Here is a 22,397-nt window from a genome sequence, read left to right on the forward strand (position 1 = left end):
TCAGGCGCGGGGCTGCATCGCCAGCTGGCGGCTCTGCGCCACCAGCCGGCCGGCGGCGTCCCAGACCTCGCAGTCCTCCTCGAACATGCCGCCGGCGACGTTGCGCGTGCGGTGGGAGACCTTGAGCCAGCCCGGCGCCGGCACCGCGCGCACGTGGACCGTGAGCTCGAGCGTCGGCGCCCAGCCCGGCCGGCCGAGGTCGAAGGTGACCGGCGGCAGCGCGTCGCAGACCATCAGCAGGCCCACCGGGTCGACCTCGTGGCCGTCGGCGAGCCGGAACCACGCCCGGATGTGGCCGCGGCCGCTGGGCCGGCCCGTCGTCCACCCGAGGCACGCCGGGTCGAAGCGCATGTCGAAGCGCTGCATCAGCGGCGCCGTCCGCAGCACCTCGTCGGGTGCCGTCGACCCGGGGACGCAGTCCTCCAGCGGGGGCAGGTCGGGCTCCTCGGCGGTCGTGGCCACGTCGTCGGGCATCGCGCCCAGGTCGCCGTAGGTCGCCAGGGCGGTGAGACGCGTGCCGCCCTCCTGCTGGAGCTCGGCGGATACGGTCGCCGCGGAGCCGCCCTCGCGCAGCACGCGCGTGCAGACCTGGGCCGGGCCCGGTCTCGAGGCGGACAGGTAGTGGGCGCTCACGGCCAGCGGGTGCGGCTTGGCCGGCACGGCTCGCGCGACCGCCTTGCCGAGGATCCCCAGCAGGTACCCGCCGTTCACGCCGCCGCCGACCATCCAGCCGCGGTCCAGCTCGGCGCCGTGCAGGCCGGGGCCCTCAGCCGCCAGCGCGGTGTGCGCGTCCCACTCCGAAGCCATGGCCCGAGCCTAGGGCTGGCCGGCTCAGCGCGGCCGGAGCCAGCCGGTGACCTGCGGCACACCGTCCACCCAGCCGAGCCGGGCGGCGTACATCGACCGGCGGCCGCGCTGCCGGGGCTTGTGGTCCCACTTGCCGGTGCCCACACAGGGCAGCGCGGTGCCGCGGCAGGTCCAGCCGTGCAGGAACGCCAGCGTCCGCCCCCCGGGCTCCTCGAGGAGGTCGGCGCCGCCGGGACCGCAGAGGCCGGTCGTCGCGGCGTCGAGCAGCATCCCGCTCTCGGCCGCCGTCCAGTCGAGCAGGCTCGCCGAGCGCAGCCAGCGGGTGCGGTACTCGCAGCGGGTCCAGTCGCCCTCCGAGGCCAGCATCACGTAGCCCTCCGGACGGCGGGTGAGCACCGGGTTCTCGATCACGCCGGCGGACCGGACCAGCTCCAGGCTGGTCGTCCCGGTCCGCACCGACTGCCCGTCGCGGGTGAGCGGCACGATCCGCACCGTGGACGGGATGCGGTCGGTCTTGTAGAGCAGGTACGCCGACCCGTCCGCGTCGCGGAACCACGACGGGTCGATCACCCCGGCCCGGGGCAGCGTGGGATCGCGCGGCAGCAGCGGGTCCTGCGCCGCCGGGGTGCCGGCGTACGACGGGCAGACCAGCGGGGCGCTGCCCACGGGCCGGAACGGGCCGCGCGCCGACCTGGACCGCGCCACGCCGATGCACCGGCCGTGCTCGCCCATCCCGCGCACGGGGGTCGCGTAGTAGAGCAGCCACCGGCCGCGCACGCGCGCCACGTCGACCGCCCAGACGCCGCCCTCGCGCGACCACGACGGACGGTGCGTCAGCAGGCTCGGCCCGCGCCGCCAGGGGCCTCCGGCGACGCGTGACCAGGCATGCGGGACCCGGTCGCCGGTGGCGTACGCGACGAGGCCCCCGGGTGCGGCGACGACCGCCGGGTCGGGGAAGTCCAGGTCCAGGACGGGCCGCGGGACCCAGTCCCGCGCGTCGTCCGCGGTCGCCGGAGCGGCGGCGTGGAGCAGCCCGGCGGTCAGCAGCAGCACGAGCAGGCGGACTGCTCTCCGGTTCGGCACCGGGGGACGGTATCCCGCCCGGCGGCCCCGCGGCGCGTTCAGGGCCGCAGCGTCGCCGGGAGCCGCTCGAAGCCGCGCAGGATCCGGGTCTCCCGGCGGCGCCCGCCGGGCTCGAGCCGCAGGTCGGGGTAGCGCTGCCAGATGGCGCGCAGCCCCACCTCGCCCTCCATCCGGGCGAGCTGGGCGCCCAGGCAGTGGTGCCGTCCGGCGGAGAAGGCGATGTGGTCGCGGGCGTTGGGGCGCCCGACGTCGAAGCGCAGCGGCTCCGCGAACACCGCGGGATCGCGGTTCGCGCCGCCGAGGATCGCGGTCACCATGGAGCCGGCCCGCACCTCCTGGCCGCCGACCTCGGTGTCGCGCACGGCCATCCGCCCGGTGAGCAGCACCGGCGGATCGAGGCGCAGCGCCTCCTCGACGACGTTGGCCCACAGCGACGGGTCGGCGGTGACGCGGGCTCGCTCGGCGGCGTGGTCATGGAGCAAGGCGATGCCGTTGCCGAGGAGGTTGACCGTGGTCTCGAAGCCCGCGGCCAGCACCAGCCCGGCGGTCGCCTTGAGCTCGGTCTCGGTGAGGCCCTCGCCCTCGTGGCGGACGGCGACGAGCTCGCTGAGGAGGTCGTCGCCGGGGGCACGGCGCAGCCGGTCGAGGTGGTCGCCGAGCCAGGCGTCGAACTGCCGCAGCGCCCGCGACACCGACCGGTAGCGCCGGTAGTCGAGGCCCAGGTCGAGGCTGGGCGCGGCGTGCGAGCCGAAGTCCAGCACGCGGGGACGCTCCTCCTCGGGCACTCCCAGCACCTCAGCGATCACGGTGACCGGGAGCTGGGCGCAGTAGCGCTCCACGAGGTCGACGGGGTCGGCGGCGCGCTGCTCGAGGGCGTCGAGCAGGCCCGCGGCGATCTCCTCGGTCCGCTCGCGCAGGCGCTCCACCGCGCGCATGGTGAAGACGCGGGTCACGAGGCGGCGGTAGCGGGTGTGGTCCGGCGGCTCGCTCACGAGGAGGGAGGGCGGCTCGACCGGGTGCAGCGTGGTCGGCGCCGCCCAGCGCACGACCCTGCCGAGCGCTCCGTCACTGGTCGGGAGCCCGGTGCGGAAGTCGTCGCTGGTGAGCACCTGCCGGACGGCGGCGTGGCTCGCGGTGACGTAGCCGAGCCGGGAACGGTAGAGCGGGCCGCGCGCGCGGATCTCCTCGACGAGGTCGAAGACCTCGTCGGTGCCCCGCGACCCGACCAGCACGAGCTGCGCCTGCAGGTCGCCGCGGTCGGCGGCTCGCCGCAGCACCAGCGTCGGGAGGCCGTGGGCAACGCCCCAGTGCACGCCGGCCCGGACCTCCCGGGCGACCCGCCGCCGCGCCACCCGCGGGGCGGGGAGGGTGGTCGACGTCATGGCCCGAGCGTAGTGCTGCCTAGGGTGGCGCCATGTGGCTCGCCGTCGACCTCCTCCTCGTCGGCGTCTTCGCGGTGCTCGGGCGCTACAGTCACCACGGCGCCGTGACCGTCGACGGCTGGTGGCAGACGGCGTGGCCGTTCCTGGCCGGGACGCTCCTCGCCTGGGCGGCCCTCGCCGCCAGCCGCCGGCCGCCGGCCGCGGTCGGCTCCGGGATCGTCGTCTGGATCGGTGCGCTCGTCGGCGGCATGGTGCTGCGTCAGGCCAGCGGGCAGGGGACGGCGCTGGCGTTCGTCGTCGTCGCGACCCTCGTCCTGGGCGCACTCCTCGTGCTCCCTAGAGTCGGTGCACGTGCCCGACGCTGACGCCCGCCCGCGCGGCGGCGCCGTGCCCTTCGCCGTCCTGTTCGCTGCCGTGGTGCTCGTCTCGATCAACCTCCGTCCCGGCGCGTCCTCGATCGGGCCGGTGCTCGAGGAGGTACGCCTCGGGCTCGGCATGAGCGCCGGTGTCGCCGGCGCCGTCACCGGCCTGCCCGGTTTGGTCTTTGGCCTGGTGGGCGCGGTGTCCGTCGCCTTCGCCCGGAAGGTCGGCATGACCGCCGGCGTCGCGGTGGGCCTCGCCGTCGCGGCCCTCGGCCTGCTCCTGCGGGTCAGCACCGACAGCGTCCCGGCGTTCCTGGTCCCCACCGTCGTCGGCCTCGCCGGCATGGCGGTGGGGAACGTGCTGGTGCCCGCCTGGATCAAGGCGCACGGGCACGCCGTCGCCCTGATGACGGTCTACGGCACCGGGTTGGTCGTCGGCGGCACCATCGGCTCCCTCGCGACCGCGCCGGCCACGGAGGCCGGCGGCTCGTGGCGTGCCGGTCTCGGCATGTGGGGAGTCCTCGCCGCCGTCGCGCTGCCCCTGTGGGGCTGGCTGGCCCTCCGCGAGCGCCGGTCCCCCACCGAGCACCGGGTCGTCGGGGCCGCGCCGAGCGGCCGGGTGGCTCATTCCCCGACCGCGGTCGCGCTGACCGTGCTGTTCGGCGTGCAGTCGATGCATGCCTACGTGCAGTTCGGCTGGCTGCCCCAGGTCTACCGGGACGCCGGCATCTCGGCGTCGCACGCCGGCGCCCTGCAGGCGCTGCTGTCCAGCGTCGGCATCGCGGGCGCGCTGGCGCTGCCCACGGTGATCGAGCGCGGACGCGGGTTGCAGGTCCTCGCGCTGTCGTTCGGCGTCCTGCTCGTCCTCGGCTACACCGGGCTGCTCGTCGCGCCCGCGACGGTTCCGTGGCTGTGGGCGTTGGTCCTCGGCTATGCCGGCCTCGCCTTCCCGTTCGCCATCGCGATGATCACCGCCCGGACCCGGCACCCGTCGGTGACCGCCCAGCTGTCCGGTTTCGTGCAGTCCGTGGGCTACGCGCTGGCCGCGATCGGCCCCTTCCTGGTGGGCGTGGTGCACGACGCGACGGGCGGCTGGACCCTCGTGCTCGCCCTGCTCGCCCTCACCGGCATCCCGCTGGCCCTCGCCGGGATGCGCGTCGCCCGGCCGACGTACGTCGACGACGAGTATTAAGCCGCGGCCTGGTGCCCCACGGTTACGGCTTCAGCTGGTCGTCCGCAGATCGTGCCGAGCGCTCTCGATGAATGAATCGCGATGTCGCGCGACGTTCGAGTACTCGTGCCAGTACTCGTCGGTGGCGTAGACCATGCCCGGACGCGTCGTCGCTGCCCGGAAGTCGTCCAGCGCCGCCCGCAACATCCGCGCAGCGCCTGTCACGGCCTCGGCGCCGACGATTTCGATCACGCGGAGGCGCCGGGTCACGTCGCTGTCGAGAGTCCAGTAGACAGCGCCGTCTGCGTCCAACGGATTCGGACACCCGGGAGTGGAACGCCCCAGCAAGTGCGCTGCATCATGAGCGGAGTTGAGGAAGTCGACGTAAGCCTGGGAACGCTCCAGCCGTCGGGCGTCCTGCACCGTGTCGTTCCGGGTGCGCTTGTGGCGCAGCACCTCGAGCCCGAACGTCAGACCGGAGCCGAGGACGAGGCTGCCGAGAGAGATGAAGACCGACGATTCCACGATCGGAATCTTCCCACTCACAGCAACGTGCGTCAGCCGAATGCCGTGACGTGGCCCCCATTCGCAGACAGGCTGAGTGGTTCAGCGTCGGTACGAGGGCCGGGTGGGGTCCGGCCGGCTCGGGACGTGCTTGGATCGCCGCATGGCCTCCCGACTGACCGAGATCTCCCTGGACTGCCACGACCCCGACCGGCTCGCGGAGTTCTGGACCGCTGCCCTCGAGTGGGTGGTGCTCGACCGCGAGCCCGGACTGGTCGAGATCGGACCGCCGCGCGCGAGCGACCAGGCGCTGCTCGACGCCGTCCGCTCCGGTCCGGTGCCGCCGACGATGTTCCTGGCGGCGGTCGAGGAGGGGAAGGTCGCGAAGAACCGGATGCACCTCGACCTCTCCCCCGTCGACCGCTCGCGGGACGAGGAGGTCGAGCGGCTGCTGGGGCTCGGGGCGACCCGCGCCGACGTCGGCCAGACCGGCGAGGAGTCCTGGGTCGTCATGGCCGACCCCGAGGGCAACGAGTTCTGCGTGCTGCGCAGCCTGGCTCCCGGCCACTTCTCCCTGTGAGCCGCTGAGCGGGTGGGCGCCGCCGGCGTGCGACGATCGCCCGCGTGACCGACGCGGCCCTGGACGTGCAGCTCCCGATCGAGACCGAGCGGCTGGTGCTGCGGGCGCACCGGATGGGCGACCTCGACGACCTCGCGGCCTTCCACGGTGACCCCGCGGTCGTGCGCTACGTCCCCTGGCCGGTGCGCGACCGCGCCGCGACGGAGGAGGCGCTGCGGGCGAAGCTCGCCCAGACCGAGCTCCGTGCGCACGGCCAGTGGCTCGTGCTCGGGGTGGAGCTGCGCGAGACCGGCCACGTGATCGGCGAGGTCCTGCTGAAGTGGGCCTCGGACCGGCAGGGCGAGGTCGGCTTCGCGTTCGCGCGGGAGCACCAGGGGCGCGGCTACGCCGCCGAGGCCGCCACCGCCATGCTGCGGCTCGGCTTCGACCACCTCGGCTTCCACCGGGTGTGCGCCGTGGTCATCGACGGCAACGAGGCCTCGGGCCGGCTGCTCGGCAGGCTCGGCTTCCGGCAGGAGGCGCGGCACGTCGACGGCGTGCTGTTCAAGGGCGACTGGGCGACCCAGCTGGTGTTCGCGATGCTCGAGGACGAGTGGCGACGAGCACGACCGCGAGGCTGACGTCCACGGCGAGCACGACCAGCAGCATCTCGGTGACCGTGCCGACGGCGGTGGTCGCCAGGACCATGACCGTCAGGGCCGCCCACACCAGGTGGACCGACCGTCCGCCCGGGCGGGCGAGGGCCGAGTAGACGAGCAGCTGCACCACCGACGTCGCGGTGCCCAGGAGGGCGAAGATCCACAGCACGTCGCGGACCTCGGCGTACGCGGCCCCGCCGGCGAAGAGGAGCGCCAGGTCGGCCAGCATGGCCGTCGCCGCTGTGCACAGCAGGCCCACGCCGACCACCGCCCCGAGGCTGATGACGAGGGCTCGCTCCGCGCCGTCCTCCGACGACATCGACGGGAACGCGACCACCACGACGAACTGGGGCAGGAACAGCACGGCGCGCGACACCAGCAGGCCCGCGGCGTAGAGACCGGACTCGGCCGGGTCGAGGACGGCCCGGGCCAGGAGCATGTCGGCGTTGCTGAGCGCGAGGAACGCGAGCAGCGCCTGGGAGCTGCGAGCCGTCTCCCGCACGAGCGGGAGGAACGCGTGGCGCGCGTGCCCGGCGCCCGGTCGTCGGCCGTGCCGCAGGGCGTGCCGGCCGTAGAGGTACGCGGCCGCGAACCCGACCGCGACGCCGGCGAACGCCGTCAGCTCCGTCGGTCGCCACAGGACGAGCGCCAGGCCGGCCAGCAGCCGGGGCACCCCCATGAGGACGTACAGCACCGCCAGCTCGCGCCACCGGCGCTCGCCCTGCAGGATCCCGGCCTGCGCCCCCGACATGGTGAGCGGCACGGCCGCCAGGGCGGCGAGCAGGGCGGTGCCGGGACTCTCGAGGTCGAGCAGCACAGTCACCACCGGTGCCGCCGCGAGGAGCAGGGCGGCGAGGAGGAGGGCGGCGCGGAAGGACACCCGCAGGATCTCCCGCTCGATCTGCTCCACGTGCGCGGGGTCGGAGCTGATGCGTCGTGCCGCCGTGGCCTGCAGCCCGAGCTGGAGGACGCCCACGATCAGCATGAGGTTGACGACGGCGAAGAACCCGCCGTAGGCGGTCGGCCCGAGGAGGCGGGCGGCGGAGACGGTGAACCCGTACATCGCCAGGTTCATGACCATCGTCGCGACCGCGACCTGGGCGGTCCCGCCGATCTGCCCGCGCACGCGAGGGGCCATCAGGCGCCCGTCAGATGGGCAGTCGTCGGAACACCGGACGCGGCAGGTGCCGCAGGACGACCATGACGCCTCGCATCGCACCCGGGACCCACACCTGCTCGCGGCGCGCGTCGACGGCCGCCAGCACCGCGTCGGCGACGTGACCGGGATCCGTCGCGAGCGGGGCCGGGTCGAGACCGGCGGTCATCTTCGAGCGCACGAAGCCGGGGCGTACGACCAGCACGTGGCCGCCGTGCTCGCGGAGGGCCTCGCCCAGACCGGTGAAGAAGGCATCGGTACCGGCCTTCGTGGCCCCGTAGACGAAGTTCGACCGGCGGGGGCGCTCGGCGGCCACGCTGGACAGTGCGACGACCACGCCGTGGCCCTGGCGCCGGACCTGCTCGCCGAGCAGGATCCCCGCGGCGAGCGGGCCCACGAAGTTGACCTCGGCGAGCTCGGTGCCGGCGGCGACGTCGGTCCAGGCGCGCTCGTTGTCGCCGAGGACCCCATAGGCCACGACCGACACGTCGAGGTCGCCGTGGCCGGCGGCCGCACGCACCGCCTGCTCGTGCGACTCGACCGACCGCGCCTCGAGGTCCACCGCGTGCACCTCGCAGCCGAGGCCCTGCAGCCGGGACACCGCCGCGTCGCGCCGCTCGCCCGGACGGGCGGCGAGGACGACGCGCAGCCCCGGCGTGCGGGCGGCGTACCGCTCGGCGACGGCGAGGGCGATGTCGGAGGTCCCGCCGAGCAGGAACAGCGAACGGGGGCGGCCGGTGGCATCGAGCACGGTCGGCTCCTGGGGGTGGGGCGGGCTCACAGCAGCACCCGCCGGGCGAGGTCGGACACGAACAGGCCGTCAGGATCCAACACCCGACGCGCGGAGCGGAACTGCCCGAGGCGGGGATACATCGCCTCGACGGCGTCGGGCCGCAGCCGGGAGTCCTTGGCGAGGTAGACCCGTCCCCCGGCGCCCAGCACCAGGTCGTCGAGCCCGTCGAGGAGCCGGTCGAGCCCGGGGCCCACCGGCAGGTCGACGGCCAGCGTCCACCCCGGCGCCGGGAAGGAGAGCAGCCCGGGCCCGCTCTCGCCCATCCGCTTGAGGACGTTGAGGCAGGAGGGGTGCCCCGAGCCGGCGATCAGCGCGACCGCGCGCCGGAAGGCGTCGGTCTCCGACTCGGGCACCACGAACTGGTACTGGCAGAAGCCCCGCGGCCCGTAGACGCGGTTCCAGTCGCGGACGCCGTCGAGCGGCTGGAAGAACGCCCCGAGCGGCTGCACGTCGGTCGTCGGGCGCGCCGGCGCCTTGCGGAACCACAGCTCGTTGAACGCCCGGCCCATGGCGCGGTTGAGCAGGCCGTGCGGCAGCACGGGCACGGCCGGGCCGCGTGAGGCGGCGCCGAAGGAGGACGGGTGCTTCGCCAGCCTCGCCGGCAGGTCGCCGACCTGCGCCAGCCGGCCGCGGGTCAGCACGGCCCGCCCCATCCGTGGGCCCCGGGCGAGGGCGTCGAACCAGGCGACGGAGTAGGGGTCCGGGTCGTCCTCGGCGAGCAGGTCCAGGAGGTGGTCGAGGTCGCGCGCGCGCTCGGTGCGCACCACGGCGTACGCCGTCTCGGCGGGGATGCAGGACAGCGTGGCGCGCACGACGACCCCGGTGAGCCCCATGCCGCCGACGGTCGCCCAGAACGCCTCGGCGCCCGGGCCGTCGGGGGTCAGCGTGCGCACCTCGCCGTCAGCGGCGACGAGGTCGAGCGCGAGCACGTGGGCGCCGAAGGACCCCGAGACGTGGTGGTTCTTGCCGTGGACGTCGGCGGCGATGGCCCCGCCCACGGTGACCTGCCGCGTGCCCGGCACGACGGGGAGCCACAGCCCGAGGGGCAGCAGGGTCCGGGTGAGGGCGTCGATGCTGACGCCCGCCTCCACCCGGACCACCCGCTCCTCGACGTCGACGGCGAGGATCCGGTCGCAGCCGGTCATGTCCAGGACGAGGCCGCCGGCGTTCTGCGCGGCGTCGCCGTAGCTCCGGCCGAGTCCGCGGGCCAGGACACCGCGATGGGGTCGGTCGCCGCCGACCCGGGGTGCTGCGACCAGCGACGCGACCTCGTCCGGGCTGCGCGGCGAGGCCACGTCCGCCGCGGAGGGCGCCGTGCGCCCCCACCCGGTGAGCGTGCGCCGCTGCACGGCCGGGGCGGTACCCCTCACGCCGCCGCCAGCGCGGGAACGACGGTCACGAGCCACAGCAGGCCGAGCACCTGCAGGGTGCGGTCCCCGAAGACGACGGCCTCGGGGCAGCCGGCCGCGGCCGAGCGCACGTGCGTGGCGTAGCGCGCGATCCCGGCCACGAACGGCGGCACCGAGAGGAGGGCGAAGGTCCCGGCGACGGTGCCCAGCGGACCCAGGCCGGCGGCCGCGACGGCGTACCCGCCGAGCGCGACCGCCGCGGAGGCCTGCCAGGTCGCGCGCAGCCGCCGCAGCGAGTAGCCACGCAGGACCGGCCGGGTCGAGCCCGTCGACCCGAGGGTGGCGAGCTCGGAGTACCGCTTGCCCGCGACCATGAAGAGCGAGGCGAAGCCGACCACGGTGAGGAACGGCACCGACAGCTCCACGCCGGCGGCGACGCCTCCCGCGACGACCCGCAGCACGAAGCCGCTCGCCACGACGAGGAGGTCGACCCCCGGCCGGTTCTTGAGGCCGCCGGTGTAGGCCACCTGGACCGCCAGGTAGCCCGCGAGCACGACCGCCAGCGCCGGCGACCACAGCAGGGCCAGGGCCAGGGCGCCCACCACGAGCGACACCGCGGCGCGCCAGGCGGTCCCCGGCGTCACGGCCCCACTGGCGATGGGCCGGAACCGCTTGACGGGGTGGCGGCGGTCGGCCTCGACGTCGCGCAGGTCGTTGGCCAGGTAGACTGCCGCCGACGCGGCGCAGAAGGTCACGAACGCGACCGCCGCGCCGAGCAGGACGACCGGTTCGAGCAGGCCGGCGCCCGCCATGGCCGGCGCGGTGAGCACGAGGACGTTCTTGGTCATCTGCCGTGGTCGGCAGCCGCGGGCGAGGGCGGCGGCGCGGGCGCCGCGCGTGGTCGGACCGGGCGCCGGGACCGCCTGCCCGCTCGGCGCCGGCGCGTCGTCCTCGCGACGCGGCGCCGGCACCCGCGGAGGACCCGACGCAGGCGCGGGCACCACCCAGGTCTCCGGGCGTGGCTCGGTGGTGGTCATGCTTCCCTCCCAAGGTGGCCGAGCCACGCCGTACCCAAGGTGGGGGTGACCTATCCTGACGGCCGAGCACGGGTGCGGCGCGCGAGCGACCACCACCGGGGAGTGCCAGGAGGCGGCAGATGCGACGGGCAGTGCTCACGCTCCTCGCCTGCGTGCTCGCCGCCGCGGCGGTCGCCGGGTGCGTCGCTGCCCTCGACGTCCGGGTCACGCAGTCGGGGTGGCGGCTCGCGGTCGTGCTCAGCGCCACGGTGTCCGCGACCCTCGTCGCCGCAGTCCTCGCTGTCGCCGGTCCGCGGCGTCCCCGCCTCGCGGCGGACGCCGCCGTCGTGGCCGGCGCCGCGCTGCTCACGGCGCTGGCCGTCGCGGGCCTCGACGGCACCAGGTGGGGGTGGCACGGACTGTTCGCCGATGCCGCCTTCCGCACCCAGATGGCGACGCGCTACGCCGACACCGCCTTCCTCGTCGACTACGGCTACCGCGGCCTGCCCGCCTACTACCCGCCCGCCGTGGGCTGGCTCGAGGGTCGCGTCGCGGACCTCACCGGGACGCCCGGCTGGGCGGCGGTCAAGCCGGTGCAGGTGGCGGTCGCGGCAGCGGTCCCCGTGCTGGCGTACGGCCTGTGGCACCGCGTGGTCGGCGCGCCTCGCGCCGCGGCGCTCGCGGTCCTCACCGCCCTGTGGTGCGCACACCCGCACAAGCCGGACGAGTGGGTGGTGCTGACGTGCCTGGTCCCGTGGTGGCTGCTCGCGGTCCGCGACGTCCGCACGCCCGGGAGCCCACGTCCCCGGGCGTGGGCGCTGGGGGTCGTGCTGGGGGTCCTGGTCCTCGTGCACACCTACTTCCTGCTCCCGCTCGGGCTCGCCACCCTGCTCGCGCTCGGCGCCGACGTGGTGGCCCGGCGTCGCGGCCGCGCGCCGAGGCTGCCGCTGCCCCGGGCGCTGGGCATCGGCGCGGTCGCGCTCCTCGTGTCGTCGCCGTACTGGGTCGGCGCGGTCCTGGCGCGCCTGCGGCTGCCCAGCGACACCCTGCAGCTGCGGTACGCCAGGCCCGGGGGCAACGTGCCGGTGCCCCCCTCCCCCTGGGAGGCCGCCGGCCTGGTCATGATCGGCGGGCTCGTCTGGCTGGGCTGGGCCGCCTGGCGCCGCCGGCGGGTCCGGGCCGACGACCCGCTGCCCGACGGCCCGCTCGCCGGCGGGCTGGCGCTGGCGCTGGCCGGCGCGTTGGCCACGCTCGGCGCGGGCGCTGTCCTCGAGCGCCTCGACGTGGGGGTGCTGGCCTTCAAGACCAACGACCTGCTCGAGCTGCTGCTCGTCGCCTGCGGCGTCCTGGGCGGCTCGCGGCTGCTCGCGCACCTGCGGTCGAGCGCGCCGGGGCGCGTGGCCCGGATCGCCGCGGCGGTCGGCGTGGCGGCGGCCGCTGGAGCGGCGACCCACCACGTGGCCGTCGAGTGGGCCACCGGCACGCCGGCCCTCGTCGCGCAGACGACGCGCTACCCCGACGGCCGGGTGCCCGAGGGCGCCGGCGGCCGGGAGCCGGTGGTCCCGGTGCTGTTCGTCCGCGCCCACGACCCGCCGGTCGTCGACGTGCTGGCGGCGTGGGACCGGCTGCGACCCGGGCTGGCCCGCTCCGAGACGGTGCTGGTGACCAGCCGTGTCGACCTGCTCGCCACCGTGCCCGTCCACGGCTTCACGGCGTTCAAGAGCATCTACTCCCACCCCAACGGCCGGTTCGGGTCCCGGGTGGAGCTCCTGCGGGAGGTCGCCGCGTGCCCGGACCCCGCGTGCGCGTCCGCGCTGCTGCACGACAACCCTTACGACCGGGTGGACGGTCTCGTGCTGGAGCGCTCGGGCGAGGAGCTCACCCTCCGCTTCATGGTCGACGACTTCCCCGACCGGACCCGGCGCGAGCAGGTCGTCTTCCCCGCTGACCTCTTCGCGGCGCCCTGGTTCGAGCGCGCCGACGTCGGGCGCTGGAGCGTCGTCGCGGTCCGCTGACGCCGCGTACGCAGCGGACCCGGCTCGTCGGACAGGACAAGGGCGCCGACCCGCTCCCGGTCAGGCGTACGCCGGGCGGCGGGGCTGGACTTCGTCCTGTCCGACACGCCGTACGTCGGGCCGCTGCGCTGGTTGGGCTGGCCGACGGCACCATCCGGGGCGGCGTCGGGGCCGGCCACGGGGGCCACGCGGCACGCGTGGCCCCCGCTCCGCCGGGATGCCGGTTCCGCGGTCCGGGTCAGACCGCCCGCCTCAGCACCCGGACACGGGCCTGGACGAGGACCTCACCGCTGCGGTCGAGGACCCGCAGGACCTTGCGGCCCCTGAGGTTCCCCGGCACGACCTCGCGGACGGTGAAGCGGCCGTCCTCGACCTTCACCGAGGCGAGCTTCCTGCCGCCGAGGGTGATCCGGACCCGGCCGACCGTGAAGTCGCGTCCTCGGACCCTGACGGACCCGCCGGCGCGCACGGTGTCCTTGACGCGGACCTTCGGCGTCACGCCGGGCGTGGGCGCCGGCGTCGTGGTGGGGGCCGGCGTGGTGGTGGGGACCGGCGTCGGCGTCGGGTCCGCCCCGTCGGCCGTGTACTCCACGTCGACGAACGGCACCACCTTCGCCTGCTGCGGCCCGAACGACAGGTACTTCACGTCGTTCATCCACCACGGGTTGCCGCGGGGGATGCGCGGGAACGCCTCGGTGACGATGCCGCGGTCGAGCTGGACGTTCGCCAGCGCCGAGGAGTACTCGATCTTGATCTCGTTCTCGCCGTCGACGAGGTAGTCGCTGACGTCGGCGATCGGAGTGGCCCAGTCGATCCCGCCGGTGTAGAGGTCGGTGCCTACCAGCGGCACCTGGTTGCCACGGCCGTCGTCGATCGTCGGCTTGCCGACTCCGCCGACGTCCTTGCGGACCTTGGTCGGGTTGGTCGAGACGTGCCCGCCCACCTTCTCGCCGTTGATCCACACCACCATGGAGTCCTCGAGGTCCTTGCCGAAGTCGAGGTAGGCGCCAGTGGCGGAGTCGGCGTCCCAGTCGAACGTCGCCTCGTAGTTGCCCTTGCCGGAGACGGCCTTGCCCACCTCGGGGATCTTGTCCCACGTCGTCAGGGTGTCGAGCTCGACGTCGATGTCAGTGACCACCGTCGAGGTCTTGCGGTTGGTGGTGGTCAGGCCGTCGATGGTCTCGGTGCGGACCAGGTCGCCCGCGGTGGGGTTGGGCCGCCACGACTCGACGGTCAGGTCCCAGTCGGTGATGTCGTACGCCTCGGGAACCGCGACAGCCTCGTCGATCGTCGCGCCGTCGCTGAGCTCCGCGGTCACCGTGCCGGAACGGGACGTCCGGACCGCGACACCGTCCTCGGTGGCGTACGCGGAGTCGGCGTTCGTGTCGAGGACGTGGAGCTGGGCCTCGTCGACCTTCTCGAAGGCGAGCAGGGCGATGTTGTCGTAGTCCAGGTCGATCGGGACGATGGTCTTGCCGTCCTCCCAGCGGTAGTCGGCGAGCTGGGTCGTCTCACCGGTCCACGCGTCGATGGCGTACGGCACGAACAGCCCGTCCTGGACGATGTCGGTCTGGATGTTCCGGCCGTGCTTCGCGGCCCGGACGCTGGCCTTGTGGCTCTTGTCGAGGTAGTTGGCCGGGTCGTAGTTGTAGACGTAGAGGTACTGGTTGCCCTTCTCGTCCTCGCGGGTCTGCGTGAGCAGCTGCAGGTTGGGCTCGGGGAAGCCGCTGTAGGGCTCGACGCCGAGCTCCTCGAGCTTCTCCAGGACGTTGTCGTCGTAGCCGCCGGGCTGGGCGCTGGAGTAGTCGATGTCGTCGTAGACCGTCGCCTGACGCACCGTCGGCAGCGTCTTGAGCTCGTCCATGACCTTCTTCAGCGCCTTGTCCTTGCCGTCGTTGAACGGCGTGCGGTTCCCGGCGTTCTCGAGGACGACGACCTTCAGCCCCTGCTTGGCCCACCTGAGCAGCCGGGTGGCGGCCTCGAGCTCGAGCCAGTCCTGGTAGAGCACGACGGCCTTGTAGCCGGCCTTCTCGATGGTCTTCGTCTTGGTGTCGAACCTGACGTCGTCGTCGAAGAGGAACCGCGGGCTGAAGTAGTCGTAGGTGTAGCCGTTGTCCTGCAGCTCGGTCGAGCGGTAGTAGACCCCTTGGTGGGCGTACTGCCAGTTCATGTTGCCGTTGTCGCTGCCGATGCCGGCGTTGTAGGCGACGCCGTGGATCCACTTCTGGTTGATGAACCCGACGTCGGTGCGGCTCCTGCCGGTCTGCAGGAGCTGCTGGACGCGGCCGAGGTGCGCGTTGAACTCGTCGTACTCGGAGTAGCCGGGGTTGCGGGTGCCGAGCTGACGGAAGCCGGTGGCGTTGTGGCCCGGCCAGGCGAAGCTGCCGTAGCTGTACCCGGCGCCCCACACGTGCCAGATCATGCGCTGGAACCCTGCGGCGTACTGCGAGTAGGCGTCGTGCAGGTCCATCTGCCGGGTGCCGCTGTAGGGGCCGAGCTGGGCGCCGGTCTCGGTGGAGAGCACCTTGTTCTCCAGCTTGGCGCCGCCGGTCCACAGACGGAGGATGTCGACGTTGTTGTACTGGTTGAAGTTCTCCGCCTCGGGGTAGTCGACGTCCATCGCCGGCTCCGACATCTCGAGCGGCCTGCCGTAGGAGATCTGGGCACGGGTCTCGATGCCCACGGAGTTCAGCCACGTCTTCAGCGGCCGGAGCATGCGCTCGCGGTAGAGCTCGGTGAGGACGTCCTGGTAGTCGTTGATGATGCCCTGACGCCGCATCTCGTCGCCGGCCAGCTTGTAGGTGCCGGTGTTGCGCACCTCGTGGTACGGCGTGAACGGGCTGGCGTTGACGCCCTGGAAGAGGAAGAGGTAGGGCGTGATGTCGTAGCCCTTGCGCCTCTTGAACTCGGCCGCCATGTCCTCGGCCCACCAGGTCGCGCCGCCGGTGCCGAAGTTGATCTCGAGGGAGTCCATGAAGAGCTGGACGTCACCCTCGGCGATCTTGGCGCGCAGCGCCGGGTCGGCGAGGTAGTGCTGCTCCCAGTAGGTGCGCAGCGCCTGGACGCCGCGGGTGTCGAAGTAGTTGGTCGCGTAGGCGGGCTGCGCCGACGGGCTCGACGAGTGGTAGGTGCCCTGGGTCCACACGCCGAACACGCGGTAGGTGCCGTCGTCCGGTGCGGTCCAGCTCAGGTTCTGGCTCCAGACGTCCGCGCCCTGCGTGACGTTGGCCTTGAGGTCGATGAAGCTGTTCGGGTCGACCGCGTCTCCCGCGGTGACCTTGTAGGCGTAGGCCGTCACGAACTTCGCGCCGGCGCGACGCGCGTTGGCCGCCGCCGGGAAGGGCACGGTCGTCAGCGACTGACCGGGCTCGACCGTGCCGGTGCCGAGCGTGATGTTCTGCATCGCCTGCTGGCTCGCCGGGTCGAGGCCCGGGACGTTGGACGTCGCCCAGTTGGTGCCCGAGGTGAGGTAGACCGCCATGCCCAGGTCGAGCATCTTGTTCATCATCAGGTTCCACTTGTGCTCCCACATCCCGGACCCGTAGGCGTACGTCGCGTCCGGCGCGGCGTTGTCGCTCTGCATGCACAGCTCGACGCCGCGGTAGCCGGCGTCGTAGAGCGCCTGGATCTCCTCGAGCAGCGACTCGTCGGTGTTGGCCGCCTCGCCCAGCCACCAGCGGACGTCGGTGCTGTAGACGCGGTCGGGGTCGACGTACTTCTTCTCGAGCTGCCTGGCGAACGCCGAGCTCTTCTTGACCGGAGGCGACTTCAGGTCCGGCGCGGCGGCCTGCGCGGTGGCGCTCGAGGGCTCGGCGGCGGACGGGCTGGCGCCCAGGCCCAGCGCCATGGACGACAGCCCCACCGCGAGGCTCAGGGCGACGGCTGTCGCCGTCCGCCCCCCTCGCGGCTGGAGAGCCGGTGATGTCGAGTTCATGCTGCTCCTTGTGGTGTGAGGTGGTCACGCGACCACGCGTGCGCGGCAGTTCACGGCGTGGGCGGCGCGGGCTCGGCGAACCAGACGTGTGCGGATGAAACGATTCATCGAAGCCGCCACCCACTGTGGTCGTCGTCACACCTCGAGCGCAACGGGTTCGCGTGACTTCGAGGACCATGGCTGCCGATACCGGCTATCGCCGGTGCCGATGCCCCCGGGCACGGCCGGTCGGGATAGCAGCTATCGAGGGACGCCATACCTCTCGCGAGGCTCTGCCCGCTGGAGCGTTGATAGGTTCCCGGCGAGCCGCGGACCGTTCGCCGAAGGGGCGCTCGTTGGCTGACGTGGCGTGGCGGTGGCACAGTCGACCCAGGAGGCCCCCTTGATCGACCACGCGCGACTTCGCCGCCTCGACCTGAACCTCTTGCACTCGCTCGACAGCCTGCTGCGTGAGAGGAACGTGTCGCGGGCGGCCGCCTCCGTCGGAGTGAGCCAGCCGGTGATGAGTGCCGCCCTCGCACGGCTCCGACGGCACTTCGACGACGAGCTGCTCGTCCGGAGGGGCAACCAGTACGAGCTGACGTCCCTGGCCAAGCAGCTCGGGCCCGCGGTGACCGACGCCCTCAGGGCGGTCGACCGGGTGATCGGCGCGAAGACGAGCTTCGACCGCAGCACCGAGCACGAGTTCACCGTGGTGTGCAGCGAGGTGGTCGCGGCGATGCTGCTCCCTCGGCTGTGCCTGGCGATGCAGGAGGCGGCTCCGGCGACCACGCTCCGGGTCGTCGAGCCGGGCCAGCTCCGTGGCGTCGACATCGCCGACCACCTGGCCGCGAGCGTGGACGGGGTGTTCCTGCCACACGGCTGGCTGTCCGGGCTGGAGAGCATCGACGTGCTCGTCGACCAGTGGGTCTTCGCCGTCTCGATCGACGACCCTGCCGAGCGGCTGGACCTCGACGACCTGAACACCCGCCCGTGGGTGGTAGCCCAGGTCGGGGACCGCGAGGTGGCACGCGGGATGCAGCAGGTCCTCTCCGCCGGCGTGCGCCCTCGCACGGAGGTGATCGTGAGCGGCTCGATGAGCATGCCGTTCTTCCTCCGCAACAGCCGACGCGTCGCGGTGATGGGTCGTCGGCTGATCGAGGAGATGGGACAGCTCTACGGGATCAGGGAGATCCCCGGACCCTGGGAGCTCGACACGCTTCGGACGGCGTTCTGGTGGCACCAGAGCAGGCGGGACGACCCGGCGCACCGCTGGCTCAGGACGCTCGTGCACGACGTGCGCGACGCCCGGGGAGCACAGGCGGCCGCCGCCGAGTAGGCGGCGTGCGACGCTGCTCGACCGGCCGATGGGCGCTCGGTCGGGTGAGGCACGGAGTGCGGGCGGTCGTCTACCTTGTGGCGCGGCGCTTCGCCGCCGTGCTGGCCCTCCTGGTGCTGTTCCTCGTCGTGGTCGCGGTCGCCGGCGGGCTCGCCAGCAGCGGCGACGACCTGCCGGACAACACGCCCGACGAGCTGGTCGAACCGTTGCAGGACCTCCACGACGCCGTCGAGGGGAGCGGGTGATGGAGGCGACTCGCATCGCCCGTGCGCTCGGCCGGCGTGCGGCCGCGACCGTGCTGGCGCTGCTCATCACCCCGGTCCTGGTCGCGTGCGGAGGGGCCGAGAGCGCACCCAGCGAACAGGTCCCGGCCCTCGGCAAGCAGCTGGAGAGGGTTGACGAGGCCGTGGAGGCAGGCGACTACTCGAGGGCGCGCGCTGCCGTGAAGGACCTGGTCGCGCGCGTGGCACAGGCCCAGGTCGACGGCGAGCTGTCGGACGAGCAGGCGCAGCGCATCGTCACCGCGGCGAGGTCCGTGCTGGAGAACCTCCCGGACGACGGCTCCCACAACGACGGCTCCCCCGACGAGGGCCCGGACGAGGACGACGAGGGCGAAGCGGCCTGAGCCGCCTGCAGCCGCGTGGGGTGCCGAGCTGCGCCCTGGCCGCGGAGGCGTGGACATCCGGGGCGCGGTGGACCGAGTGGCCCGGGGCGCCCATGCGCCATTTGAGTGAGATTCCCCGTGCACGGCCGGCCGGCGGCCCGGGTCCTCGTACCGTCGCACCACGACGTGGTGGCACACCCCGTCCACCCACGTCCCCCCATACGTACGAGCCACGGAGGGTGGTCGTCATGGCACGACGCGTTCTTGCACTGCTGGTCCTGGTCGTCGCGGCGTTGGTGGGTGGCGCGTCCGCCGCCTCCGCGGAGGTTCGCGTGATCACGGTCCACCTGGCGCCTTCGGGCGATGCGGACGGCTCGGGGGTCGCGACGTTGCGGTTGCGGTCCGACCAGGAGCTGGTCTGCTACTCGATCGTCGTCCGCGACATCGGTGTGCCCACGGAGCCGGCTCCCGGAATCGGGTCGGCGCACATCCACGGCCCCCTGCCCGCTGGTGGCATCGCGATCGACCTCGACACCGTCTTCCGCGCGGCCGGGCCGAGCACGTACGTCGCGCGGGACTGCGTCAGCGCCGACAGCGACGCGATCGACGCGGTGCTCGCCGACCCGGAGCTGTTCTACCTCAACGTGCACAACGTCGAGTTCCCCGGCGGCGCCGTCCAGGGCAGCCTCGACCGGGCCGGGGAATGACGGTCAGGGGCGCCGCGAGCGCCGGGGTTGCCTCGTCGCGGTCGTGCCCCGGCCCCTCGCCTGCACGGGCTCACGGTGCGGTGCTCGGCCGATGAGCCTCGACCCGGCGGAGACGAACCCCGACCACTACAGGGTCATCTTCGAGAACGAGCGTGTCCGCGTGCTGGAGTACGTCGACGAGCCCGGCACGCTCACCACCCCGCACGCCCACCCGGACAGCGTGATGTACACCCTGTCCTCGTTCCGGCGGCGGATCGTCCAGGGCGACGCGCAGCGCGAGGTGGACCTGCAGGCAGGCACCGTGGGCTGGATCCCGGCGCAGCAGCACCACGGCGAGAACATCGGCGAGACGCCGTCGCACGCGATCTTCGTGGAGCTCAAGGACGGGACGGCCCCGACCGCCGAAGGGGAGATCGGCCCGCGCCTGTGACGCGCGGCTGATCCGACCGCGAACGCTCAGGCACTGCGGCGGAGCTCCACGTCGTCCTGGCAGGACCGCGCGCGCGACCCGATCACAGGAACGGGATCGATTATCATTCGCCGGTGACCTCAACCGCGACGGTGCCCTCATGAGCGAATCGACCCGTCAGGACTCGCCTCCGTCCACCTCTGGCAGCACGGCCCGCCGAGCAGTCGGCCTGCCGGTCCAGGCCTACGTCGTGTTCGTCGCGATGGCGGCCCTCGTGATGTCGCAGCAGTGGCTGGTGCCGCGCCTCGACAGCCCGGCGCTCGCCACGTGGAGCACGATCTTCGTCGCGATCGTCGTGCAGTCGATCCCCTTCCTCGTCGGAGGCGTCCTCCTCGCCGGGGTGATCGCCACCCTCCTCTCCGAGCGGGCGCTGCGCCGCCTGGTGCCTGCGAGCCCGACACTGGGCGTGCCTGTCGCCGGGCTCGCGGGCGTTGCGCTGCCGGGATGTGAGTGCGCCTCGGTGCCCGTCGCCAGCAGCCTCATGCGACGCGGGGTCGCACCGTCCGTCGCGCTGACGTTCCTCCTGGCCGCTCCGGCGGTGAACCCGGTCGTCCTGGTGTCGACGGCGGTCGCGTTCCCCGATCGACCCGAGATCGTGCTGGCCCGGTTCCTCGCCTCGCTGCTCACGGCCGTGGCGGTGGGCTGGCTGTGGCTCCGGTTCGCCGGGCGGGTGCCGATCCTCCACCGCCGGAGCACCCACGACCACGACGAGAGCACGGCGCAGGCCTTCCTCGGCAGCGTCCGCCATGACTTCATCCACGCGGCAGGGTTCGTGGTGCTCGGCGCCATGATCGCGGCCGCCATCAACACGTTCGTGCCGCGCTCGATCATCGACGGGGTCGCGGGCAACGTCGTGCTGGCCGTCGCGGCGATGGCCCTGTTCGCCTTCGTCGTGGCGCTGTGCTCGGAGGCGGATGCCTTCGTCGCGGCAAGCCTCAGCGCGTTCTCCGACACCGCGAAGCTGGTCTTCATGGTCGTGGGGCCCGCGATGGACGTGAAGCTGGCCTCGATGGAGTCGGGCCAGTTCGGTGGGGCCTTCGCGCTCCGGTTCGTCCCCCTAGTGATCGGCGTGGCCGTCCTGTCGGCCGTCGGCATGGGATGGTGGCTGCTGTGAAGCGCGCGACCCAGACCCTGCTGCTGGCCGTCACCGGCGCCGTGCTGCTCCGCATGGCGGCAGGTGACAGCTACCTGCGCTACGTCAACTCGTGGATGCGGTGGCCGCTCATCGCCTGCGGTGCGTTCCTCGTGGCCCTGGCACTGCTCGACGTCTTCCGCGAGCAGGGGTCGCAGGACGACGAGCACGACGCGCACGTCCCGAGGGCCGCGTGGCTGCTCTTCGCTCCGTCGCTCGTGTTCTTCCTCATCGCTCCCCCGGCGCTCGGCGCCCACTTCGCCGAGCGCGCCCAGAGCGCGGTCGTGCCGGTGGACACGAGCACCGAGGTCGACCTCCCCCCGCTGCCCGAGGGCGACCCCGTGCCCGTCGTGCTCGACGAGGTCCTGTTGCGGGCGGCCTACGACGACGGCGCCACGTTGGCCGACCGCCGGCTCGAGCTCACCGGCTTCGTCAGCCGCGACAAGGCCGGCACCTGGTTCGTCACGCAGTTCGGGATGAACTGCTGTGCCGCGGACGCGACCGTCATGCGCGTGGCGGCGAGTGGCGTGGACGCTCCCCCCGACGACCAGTGGGTGCGGGTCGTCGCACGCCACGTCTCCGGCACCGGCGACGGCGGTCGGGAAGAACCCGAAGTGGTGGTCGAACAGCTCGAGCTCATCGAGGCCCCGAAGAACCAGTACCGCTGATCGGCGGGCCCGGGGTCCGGCGAAGGATCACAGCCGGCACGCCTGCGTCAGATAGGTCTCGAAGGCCTCCCCGCCGGAGGCGATGAACGCGTCCGGGGCGCCTACCGCTGCCGGGTCCAACCCGAGCCCGACGAAGTCGTAGAGCCCGCCGATGAGGATGTAGTAGCCGCTGCGGGCCGGCAGGGACAGCTCCGCCGGGACCCCGGTCGCGACGAGGGCGCGCGCCGCCCTGCGCACGGTCGCCCTGTCGACCTTGCCGCGCGCGTACTGCCGCTGCACCTCGTCCACCGTGCGGAACTCCGCGCAGAACTCCGCGTCGCTGGCGACCGGGACCTCACCCGTGAACGGCGGGGTCGTCGGCCCGGACGGGCGGCTGTCACTGGCTGGGTCTTCCGTTGCGGTGGACCCTGCGGCGCTCGGTCCGGCAGGAGCGCCGGTGTCGCCAGCAGGCCTCTGCACGAAGACGATCAGCCCGACGAGCGTCGCCAGGGCCACGGCCAGGCCCGCCCGGGCCATCGACCCGGACCGCTCGACATCTGACGGTTCGGCCACGTGTTCCTGCTCCTCGGCTGCTGATCGGGAGGACATGATCGCACTCGAGGGCGGACGACCCCTCACGGCGCCGCCGAGTCACCTGGGCTTCCTCGTGGGTGCACACGTGCAGCCGGTCATCGCGAACCGCAACGCAAGGGGGCCACACCGTCACGGT

General features: G+C 73.4%; 22 protein-coding genes. 12 read left to right on the plus strand and 10 right to left on the minus strand.

What is annotated here, in order from left to right; all coding sequences use genetic code 11:
- The 3 genes from J3P38_RS03940 to J3P38_RS03950 are packed head-to-tail and all read right to left on the minus strand — an operon-like array spanning position 1 to position 3,272.
- Positions 1-807, minus strand: coding sequence for a thioesterase family protein (locus J3P38_RS03940; protein WP_210502733.1), 807 nt, complete (start codon positions 805-807; stop codon positions 1-3).
- A 24-nt stretch (positions 808-831) separates the two neighbouring features.
- Positions 832-1,890, minus strand: coding sequence for a family 43 glycosylhydrolase (locus J3P38_RS03945; RefSeq protein WP_210502734.1), 1,059 nt, complete (start codon positions 1,888-1,890; stop codon positions 832-834).
- 38 nt (positions 1,891-1,928) lie between these two features.
- Positions 1,929-3,272 carry a cytochrome P450 gene (locus tag J3P38_RS03950; protein WP_210502735.1) on the minus strand — a complete coding sequence of 448 codons (1,344 nt, stop codon included), beginning with the start codon at positions 3,270-3,272 and terminating at the stop codon, positions 1,929-1,931.
- Positions 3,273-3,304: 32 nt separating this feature from the next.
- On the opposite strand from J3P38_RS03950, the gene J3P38_RS03955 reads away from it, so the two are divergent.
- Both J3P38_RS03955 and J3P38_RS03960 read left to right on the plus strand, forming a co-directional pair.
- Positions 3,305-3,637 carry a DUF3054 domain-containing protein gene (locus J3P38_RS03955; RefSeq protein WP_210438556.1) on the plus strand — a complete coding sequence of 111 codons (333 nt, stop codon included), beginning with the start codon at positions 3,305-3,307 and terminating at the stop codon, positions 3,635-3,637.
- Entirely contained in the window at positions 3,624-4,826 is a 1,203-nt protein-coding gene (locus J3P38_RS03960; RefSeq protein ID WP_210502736.1) for an MFS transporter, read from the plus strand. Before J3P38_RS03955 ends, J3P38_RS03960 begins: the two co-directional genes overlap by 14 nt.
- A 30-nt stretch (positions 4,827-4,856) precedes the next feature.
- On the opposite strand, the gene J3P38_RS03965 is transcribed toward J3P38_RS03960, so the two are convergent.
- Complete coding sequence (locus tag J3P38_RS03965; RefSeq protein WP_210438558.1) at positions 4,857-5,330, minus strand: hypothetical protein; 474 nt, start codon at positions 5,328-5,330, stop codon at positions 4,857-4,859.
- A gap of 142 nt (positions 5,331-5,472) precedes the next feature.
- On the opposite strand from J3P38_RS03965, the gene J3P38_RS03970 reads away from it, so the two are divergent.
- Together J3P38_RS03970 and J3P38_RS03975 are read left to right on the plus strand one after the other, a co-directional pair.
- The gene (locus J3P38_RS03970) at positions 5,473-5,889 is read left to right on the plus strand and encodes a VOC family protein (protein WP_210438559.1); all 417 of its coding nucleotides are present in this window, start codon (positions 5,473-5,475) and stop codon (positions 5,887-5,889) included.
- Positions 5,890-5,933: 44 nt separating this feature from the next.
- On the plus strand, positions 5,934-6,509 hold the full coding sequence (locus J3P38_RS03975; protein ID WP_307807693.1) for a GNAT family N-acetyltransferase: 576 nt from the start codon (positions 5,934-5,936) through the stop codon (positions 6,507-6,509).
- Here J3P38_RS03975 and J3P38_RS03980 read toward each other — a convergent pair.
- The 4 genes from J3P38_RS03980 to J3P38_RS03995 are packed head-to-tail and all read right to left on the minus strand — an operon-like array spanning position 6,433 to position 10,862.
- Positions 6,433-7,665, minus strand: a complete 1,233-nt coding sequence (locus J3P38_RS03980) for an MATE family efflux transporter (protein WP_210502737.1) — start codon at positions 7,663-7,665, stop codon at positions 6,433-6,435. The two genes, J3P38_RS03975 and J3P38_RS03980, sit on opposite strands and share 77 nt — an antisense overlap.
- Positions 7,666-7,675: 10 nt before the next feature.
- Positions 7,676-8,434: a decaprenylphospho-beta-D-erythro-pentofuranosid-2-ulose 2-reductase gene (locus tag J3P38_RS03985; RefSeq protein ID WP_210438561.1), complete on the minus strand. Its 759-nt coding sequence runs from the start codon at positions 8,432-8,434 to the stop codon at positions 7,676-7,678.
- A gap of 26 nt (positions 8,435-8,460) precedes the next feature.
- Positions 8,461-9,825, minus strand: coding sequence for an FAD-binding oxidoreductase (locus J3P38_RS03990; RefSeq protein WP_307807694.1), 1,365 nt, complete (start codon positions 9,823-9,825; stop codon positions 8,461-8,463).
- Between the two features lie 17 nt (positions 9,826-9,842).
- A complete protein-coding gene (locus tag J3P38_RS03995) occupies positions 9,843-10,862 on the minus strand; it encodes a decaprenyl-phosphate phosphoribosyltransferase (protein ID WP_210438563.1) in 1,020 nt (339 codons plus the stop codon).
- Between the two features lie 119 nt (positions 10,863-10,981).
- On the opposite strand from J3P38_RS03995, the gene J3P38_RS04000 reads away from it, so the two are divergent.
- Positions 10,982-12,856 carry an arabinofuranosyltransferase gene (locus J3P38_RS04000; protein ID WP_210502739.1) on the plus strand — a complete coding sequence of 625 codons (1,875 nt, stop codon included), beginning with the start codon at positions 10,982-10,984 and terminating at the stop codon, positions 12,854-12,856.
- 238 nt (positions 12,857-13,094) lie between these two features.
- Here the strand turns inward: J3P38_RS04000 and J3P38_RS04005 are convergent, their stop codons facing one another.
- Positions 13,095-16,718 carry a glycosyl hydrolase gene (locus J3P38_RS04005; protein ID WP_210502740.1) on the minus strand — a complete coding sequence of 1,208 codons (3,624 nt, stop codon included), beginning with the start codon at positions 16,716-16,718 and terminating at the stop codon, positions 13,095-13,097.
- A gap of 454 nt (positions 16,719-17,172) precedes the next feature.
- Between J3P38_RS04005 and J3P38_RS04010 the strand changes: the two genes are divergently transcribed.
- The 7 genes from J3P38_RS04010 (at position 17,173) to J3P38_RS04040 (ending at position 21,688) form a co-directional block, all read left to right on the plus strand.
- On the plus strand, positions 17,173-18,108 hold the full coding sequence (locus tag J3P38_RS04010; protein ID WP_210438566.1) for a LysR family transcriptional regulator: 936 nt from the start codon (positions 17,173-17,175) through the stop codon (positions 18,106-18,108).
- Between the two features lie 44 nt (positions 18,109-18,152).
- Positions 18,153-18,353: a hypothetical protein gene (locus J3P38_RS04015; protein ID WP_210438567.1), complete on the plus strand. Its 201-nt coding sequence runs from the start codon at positions 18,153-18,155 to the stop codon at positions 18,351-18,353.
- Positions 18,353-18,733 carry a hypothetical protein gene (locus J3P38_RS04020; protein ID WP_210438568.1) on the plus strand — a complete coding sequence of 127 codons (381 nt, stop codon included), beginning with the start codon at positions 18,353-18,355 and terminating at the stop codon, positions 18,731-18,733. Before J3P38_RS04015 ends, J3P38_RS04020 begins: the two co-directional genes overlap by 1 nt.
- 227 nt (positions 18,734-18,960) lie before the next feature.
- Positions 18,961-19,419, plus strand: coding sequence for a CHRD domain-containing protein (locus J3P38_RS04025; RefSeq protein WP_210438569.1), 459 nt, complete (start codon positions 18,961-18,963; stop codon positions 19,417-19,419).
- Positions 19,420-19,510: 91 nt separating this feature from the next.
- The gene (locus J3P38_RS04030) at positions 19,511-19,849 is read left to right on the plus strand and encodes a cupin domain-containing protein (RefSeq protein WP_210438570.1); all 339 of its coding nucleotides are present in this window, start codon (positions 19,511-19,513) and stop codon (positions 19,847-19,849) included.
- A gap of 139 nt (positions 19,850-19,988) precedes the next feature.
- Positions 19,989-21,002 (plus strand): permease, encoded by a 1,014-nt coding sequence (locus tag J3P38_RS04035; RefSeq protein WP_210438571.1) that lies wholly within the window; start codon positions 19,989-19,991, stop codon positions 21,000-21,002.
- Positions 20,999-21,688 carry a TIGR03943 family putative permease subunit gene (locus J3P38_RS04040; RefSeq protein WP_210438572.1) on the plus strand — a complete coding sequence of 230 codons (690 nt, stop codon included), beginning with the start codon at positions 20,999-21,001 and terminating at the stop codon, positions 21,686-21,688. The genes J3P38_RS04035 and J3P38_RS04040 overlap by 4 nt, the downstream gene beginning before the upstream one ends.
- A 27-nt stretch (positions 21,689-21,715) precedes the next feature.
- Here J3P38_RS04040 and J3P38_RS04045 read toward each other — a convergent pair whose 3' ends face one another.
- Entirely contained in the window at positions 21,716-22,276 is a 561-nt protein-coding gene (locus tag J3P38_RS04045) for a hypothetical protein (protein WP_210438573.1), read from the minus strand.
- Positions 22,277-22,397: the final 121 nt, after the last annotated feature.

It is taken from the genome of Nocardioides xinjiangensis (assembly GCF_017916455.1).
Lineage (GTDB): Bacteria > Actinomycetota > Actinomycetes > Propionibacteriales > Nocardioidaceae > Nocardioides > Nocardioides xinjiangensis.